Genomic DNA, 5,351 nt, shown 5'->3' on the forward strand with positions numbered 1-5,351 from the left:
GCCCGGTGCCGGCCAGGATGAGCTTGCGCACAAGCCTGGGCTCGGTCAGCACGATCTCCTGCGCCACGAAGCCGCCGAGCGAGAAACCGAAGAGATCGACTTGATCGAACCCCAGCGCCCGGACAAAGGCGACCGCATCCCGTGCCATCTCGGCGATGCGTGACGGCGTTTTGCCGCCTGAAGCACCAACGCCCCTGTTGTCGAAGGCAATCACCCACCGGGTCGCGGCGAGGCCATCGACGATGCGTGGATCGAAATTGTCCAGTTGAGCGCCGAGATGGTTCAGCAGGATTACCGGCACGCCCGTCCTTGGTCCGAGCTGCCGATAGACGAATGCCGTGCCGCCGACATCGACGGAGTGCGTTGGCGTGTCCTGGAACGATGCCCGTAAGTGGGGCGACCGCTTGAACCCATGTGTCATGCTTGGCACCTCCGCCTTGCGGGGGCTGGCCAATCGTGTTGTCGTTGCCAGTCGCATGTGCGTAAAATCCTCTGCTCGCTGTTGTTCAAACCGGCAGGCGGAACTGTTTGCGCAGGCTCTTGTCGAATATCCCCGCGGGAGCAAAGCGACGCAGCAGGCTGACCTGGCGCGCTGCCCTGCCGGCGGTGTAGCGCCGTTGCGGACGGGCATCGGTCGCTGCTTTGACGACCACCTGCGCCACCACTTCGGGCCGATCGGCGACAGGCATCACATCGCGAAGCAGCGCTTCCAGCGTAGCTCGAGCCTGATCGTATTCCTGCAACGGCGAATCCGGTTGGATCCCGTTCTGGTCGAAGACAGTGCGAACGAATGCCGGCTCGATGACCGAGACGCGGATACTGAAGGCACGAACCTCGTGGTCGAGCGATTCCGAATAGCCCTCGAGCGCGTGCTTGACCGCCGAATAATGCGCTGAATACGGCGCCGGCACCAGTCCCAGCACAGAGCCGATATTGACGATGCGCCCCTCGCCACGCCGCCGCATCGACGGCAGCACCGCATTGGTCATGCGGATGACGCCGAACAGATTGACGTCGAACAAGGCCTGCACCTGTGCAATCGAGAATTCCTCGGCGCCTCCAAGCTGGCCGACGCCGGCATTGTTGACCAAGAGGTCGATCCGGCCGGTCTGCGACAGCACCGTAGAAACGAGTGCGGCAACGGCCTCACCGTCGGTCACGTCGCAAACCAGCATGGTCACCCCGTCCGGGCCGTTGTCGGCCTTGCGCCGGCTGGTTCCGAAGACTGTGAACCCCGCCTTTGCCAGAGCCTCGGCACTGGCGCGGCCAATGCCCGAAGAGGCTCCCGTCACAACAGCGGTTTTTTCGGAATTCGCATTCATTTCGTGCTCCAAAATCATGAGGGCTAGCTTTTTTGCGCCCGTTGAATTACAGTCGTAATATCAGATTACACTCATAATGCAATAGCAGAAAGGAATAGCAGCCATGCGCTACGAAAAGGGCCGGAAGGACGCCTCGCGCGGACGGATCCTGGAGGTCGCGGCAGAACGCTTTCGCGGCGACGGCATCGCCGCGTCCGGACTGGCGACCATCATGAGCGACGCCGGGCTGACGAACGGCGCCTTCTATCCGCACTTTCAATCCAAGGCGCAGCTTGTCCGCGAAAGCGTGGCGGCGGCGATGGAGCTTCAGGCGCAGCAACTGGCAGAAGCATTAGCTTCGGGCGTGGAGATGGCCATCGGCACGTATCTGTCGGCCGAGCACCGGGACAATCCCGGAAAGGGCTGCGCGTCAGCCGCGCTGCTGCCGGAGCTCGCCCGTCAGCCGCCTGAGACGCGTGAAGCCTATACAGACCACCTGCTGGCTTTGGTGCGCCAGTTGGCGCAAGCGCTACCGCAGGCCAAGGATCCGGAGGGCGTGGCGCTGGCTGTCTTCGCAACGCTCCTCGGCACGCTGCAAATGGCCCGCGCCGTGGGCGGAACGGAATTGTCCGATCGCATCCTCTCGGTGGGGAAAGATGCGGCGAAGACGCTGATCGAGCAGCGTTAGCGCTCCAGGAAGCTGACAGTGAGGAACATGCCGGGCGCGGATAGCCGATCCGTCAGATCTTCCGGCTGGCCAGCAGCCTTGTCAGCCAGTCCGGATTCATTTCCGGAACAGAGGACAAAAGCCGTTCGGTATAGGCCGCGTGCGGTGGCGTGAGAACTTCGCTCTTCAATCCCTGCTCGACGACTTTGCCGCGGTGCATGACGACGATTTCGTCGGCTATCGCGCGCACCGTAGCAATGTCATGGGTAATGAAGATGTAGCTCATTCCGAGTTCACGTTGGAGACGTATGAGAAGCTTGAGAATTTCCTCTTGGACGATCTGGTCGAGCGCGGACGTGATCTCGTCGCAGATGATAAGCTCCGGATCGGCAGCCAACGCCCGGGCAATGCAGACGCGCTGTTTTTGGCCACCCGACAGCTCGCCAGGCAGGCGTTCCAGAAAATCTTCGCTCATCTCGACCATGTGCATAAGTTCGCCGATCCGGCGATCCCTCCGCGCGCCCTTAAGGCCGAGGTAGAATTCGAGCGGCCGAGCTATGACTTCTTCGACCGTTTGGCGCGGATTCAGGGCGTTGTCGGGCATCTGATAAATCATCTGTATGCGGCGCAGGACCTCTTTCGGCCGCGTCTTCAGGCCCGTGGAAAGAAGCTGGCCGGCAAAAGAAATCGAGCCTGAAATTGGCGGCAAAAGGCCGGTGACGACTCGAGCGAGCGTCGATTTCCCCGAACCGGATTCGCCGACCACAGCCACGGTTCTTCCGCGCGGAACCTTGATGGAGACATCCTGGAGCACCTTGACCTTTCCTGCATAGGCCGCGGTAACGTTGTCTATCGTCAGCAGATAGTCATCGGCTGGAACTTCGGGCTTGGCGAGCTTGCGTACGGCCCAGAGCGTTTTTGTATATTCCTGGCTGGGTGAGGCCAGCATCTGGCGTGTGTCTGCCTCCTCCACGGTACGTCCGTGGCGCAGAACCATGATACGATCCGCCATTTGCGCCACCACCGCCAGGTCATGCGTCACATAGATTGCAGCGGTGCTGAGTTCCTCCACGATGTTGCGAATGGAAGCTAGAACTTCAACCTGCGTGGTCACGTCGAGCGCCGTTGTTGGCTCGTCGAATATTATGAGGTCCGGACGACAAGCCATTGCCATCGCTGTCATTGCCCGTTGCAACTGCCCGCCGGAGACCTGATGAGGATAACGAAAGCCTATGGTCTCCGGTTCTGGGAGTTGAAGGCGTCGATAAAGATCGACGGCGCTCCGGTTCGCCTCTTCCCGGCCGGCAAGTCCATGCGCCACCGCGGTTTCGACGGTTTGTTCCAAGAGCCGATGTGCCGGATTGAAAGAGGCAGCCGCGCTTTGCGCGACATAGGCAATGCGGGAGCCCCTGAGGCGACGGCGCCCTTTTTCATTGACTGCCAGAAGATCAATCCCGTCGAACAGGACCGAGCCTTGCGTGATCCGGCAGCCCGGCTTGGCATAACCCATTGCGGCAAGGCCAATGGTAGACTTGCCGGCGCCTGACTCTCCGATCAGCCCAAGAACCTGGCCCCGCTTCAGCGTCAGATCGACCCCGTGGACAATGGGATGCCACCGCTCATCCGAGAACCCCTCCACATGCAGATTGCGGATTTGAAGCAGATCCTTTCCTTTTTCGCGTGGGCCTGGGCCGCTACTTTTCATCCCGCAACCCGCTTGTTGCTTGCAGGAACCAGTCCACCACGAAATTCACGGACACGGTAAGGAGAGCAATCGCGCCGGCCGGAAGTAGCGGGGTGACATCGCCGTAGGTGATCAGGGTCGCGTTCTCGCGCACCATTGATCCCCAATCGGCCGTCGGCGGCTGAATACCGACGCCGAGAAACGACAGCGCCGCGACTGTCAGGAAGACGAAGCAGAATCGCAAGCCGAACTCGGCGACCAGTGGCGGCATGACATTGGGAAGGATTTCCTTGGCGATGATCCATTTCGGTCCCTCGCCGCGCAATCGTGCCACCTCGACATATTCCATCACCGCCACGTTAAGCCCGACGGCGCGAGAAAGCCGAAAGACCCGGGTGGAATCCAGAAGCGCAATGATGACAATCAGGCTCGTGATCGACGAGCCGAAGATCGTCAGCAGCACCAGCGCGAAGATCAGACTCGGGATTGACATCAGCACGTCCACTGCACGCGACAAGATCTGGTCGAGCCACCCCCTGTACAATGCGGCAAGAAGGCCGAGCGAGACGCCGACCGCGAAGGACAGTAACGTGGTCGCGACCGCGATAGCGATGGTATTGCGCGCACCGTAGATCAAGCGGGTGAGCATGTCGCGGCCGAGCTGATCGGTTCCCAGTTTGAACTCCTGGCTCCACGGCGCGAAGGCTTCGCTGAAAACCTGCGTCTCGCCATATGGGGCTATCCAGTGCGCGAAGACCGCAACAAAGACGTAGCCGAGGATCACGACGATGCCGAACCATGCGCTGAACGGTGCCTTCTTCAGCGCAGTTTTCGCCCGGGTGGCACGCGAGCGCCTCAGCCTTTGAACCGCCGCGACAGATTCGGATCTGGTCATCGTGGGTGCAAGAGCCTGGGATTGGTGGCGATGGAAATAATGTCGGCTAGCAGGTTGAGAAGGATGTAAGTCGCGGCGAAAATCAGGGCGCAGGCCTGGACAACCGGAACATCCCTGGATTTCACCGCGTCAACCATCAGCTGGCCGATGCCGGGGTAGACGAAAACGACCTCGACCACGACCACTCCGACGATGAGATACGCCAGGTTGAACGCCACCACAGTGACGATCGGAGCCCAGGCATTGGGCAGGGCATGCCTCAGCACGATCACCATCGGGGACATTCCCTTGAGGCGCGCCATATCGATGTAGGGGCTTGCCAGCATGTTGATGATGGCCGCTCGGGTCATGCGCATCATGTGGGCCACGATTACCAGCGTAAGCGTGATTGCCGGCAGGGCGACTTTCCAGAGATGCTCCCAAAATGGCGTCTGATCGTTCACATTCGACAATGTCGGAAATTTGGGAACCGCATTGAGCATCCAGTTCAGCAAGACAGTGAGCCAATGAGGCAGCGTTTGAGCGAAATCGGATCCGATGAACGTGTCGCGCGAGATCACCAGGTAGGCGAGCATATAGGCGACGAAAAATTCCGGGAATGAAATGGTTGTCAGTGTCGCGACATTCACCAGCCGGTCGAACCAGCCGTTGCGGTACAGCGCAGCCAGAATGCCAAGCCCCAAGGCCAGAGGAACAGCTATCAGCGCAGTCACCGCTGCAAGGAACATCGTGTTGTAGAGGCGTGGTGCGATGATCTCGGCCACGGTACGCCGATATCCGGTGCGGCTCGCAAACGAAAATCCG

The 5,351-nt window shown here is 60.4% G+C and carries 6 protein-coding genes; 1 reads left to right on the forward strand and 5 read right to left on the reverse strand.

The genetic code is table 11. From position 1 onward, the window contains the following. On the reverse strand, positions 1–421 hold a 421-nt coding region (locus EN964_RS23115; protein ID WP_164775946.1), incomplete at its 3' end, for an alpha/beta fold hydrolase. A gap of 85 nt (positions 422–506) precedes the next feature. Beyond that, entirely contained in the window at positions 507–1,322 is an 816-nt protein-coding gene (locus EN964_RS23120) for an oxidoreductase (protein WP_127268725.1), read from the reverse strand. A gap of 103 nt (positions 1,323–1,425) precedes the next feature. On the opposite strand from EN964_RS23120, the gene EN964_RS23125 reads away from it, so the two are divergent. Further along, positions 1,426–1,989 (forward strand): TetR/AcrR family transcriptional regulator, encoded by a 564-nt coding sequence (locus EN964_RS23125; protein WP_127268724.1) that lies wholly within the window; start codon positions 1,426–1,428, stop codon positions 1,987–1,989. Positions 1,990–2,041: 52 nt separating this feature from the next. On the opposite strand, the gene EN964_RS23130 is transcribed toward EN964_RS23125, so the two are convergent. The 3 genes from EN964_RS23130 to EN964_RS23140 form a co-directional block, all read right to left on the reverse strand. After that, the gene (locus tag EN964_RS23130) at positions 2,042–3,673 is read right to left on the reverse strand and encodes an ABC transporter ATP-binding protein (RefSeq protein ID WP_127268723.1); all 1,632 of its coding nucleotides are present in this window, start codon (positions 3,671–3,673) and stop codon (positions 2,042–2,044) included. Next, on the reverse strand, positions 3,663–4,547 hold the full coding sequence (locus EN964_RS23135; protein WP_127268722.1) for an ABC transporter permease: 885 nt from the start codon (positions 4,545–4,547) through the stop codon (positions 3,663–3,665). The genes EN964_RS23130 and EN964_RS23135 overlap by 11 nt, the downstream gene beginning before the upstream one ends. Continuing rightward, positions 4,544–5,351, reverse strand: an 808-nt coding sequence (locus EN964_RS23140; RefSeq protein ID WP_164775947.1) for an ABC transporter permease, incomplete at its 5' end; no start/stop codon positions are given. The genes EN964_RS23135 and EN964_RS23140, both read right to left, overlap by 4 nt.

This window comes from Mesorhizobium sp. M7A.F.Ca.CA.001.10.2.1 (genome assembly GCF_003998575.1).
Classification (GTDB): domain Bacteria; phylum Pseudomonadota; class Alphaproteobacteria; order Rhizobiales; family Rhizobiaceae; genus Mesorhizobium.

Bases quoted from the DNA above. Each gene is read 5' to 3' on its own strand.
- EN964_RS23135 (WP_127268722.1), bottom strand. From the start codon at position 4,547: ATGACCAGATCCGAATCTGTCGCGGCGGTTCAAAGGCTGAGGCGCTCG.
- EN964_RS23120 (WP_127268725.1), bottom strand. From the start codon at position 1,322: ATGAATGCGAATTCCGAAAAAACCGCTGTTGTGACGGGAGCCTCTTCG.
- EN964_RS23130 (WP_127268723.1), bottom strand. From the start codon at position 3,673: ATGAAAAGTAGCGGCCCAGGCCCACGCGAAAAAGGAAAGGATCTGCTT.
- EN964_RS23125 (WP_127268724.1), top strand. From the start codon at position 1,426: ATGCGCTACGAAAAGGGCCGGAAGGACGCCTCGCGCGGACGGATCCTG.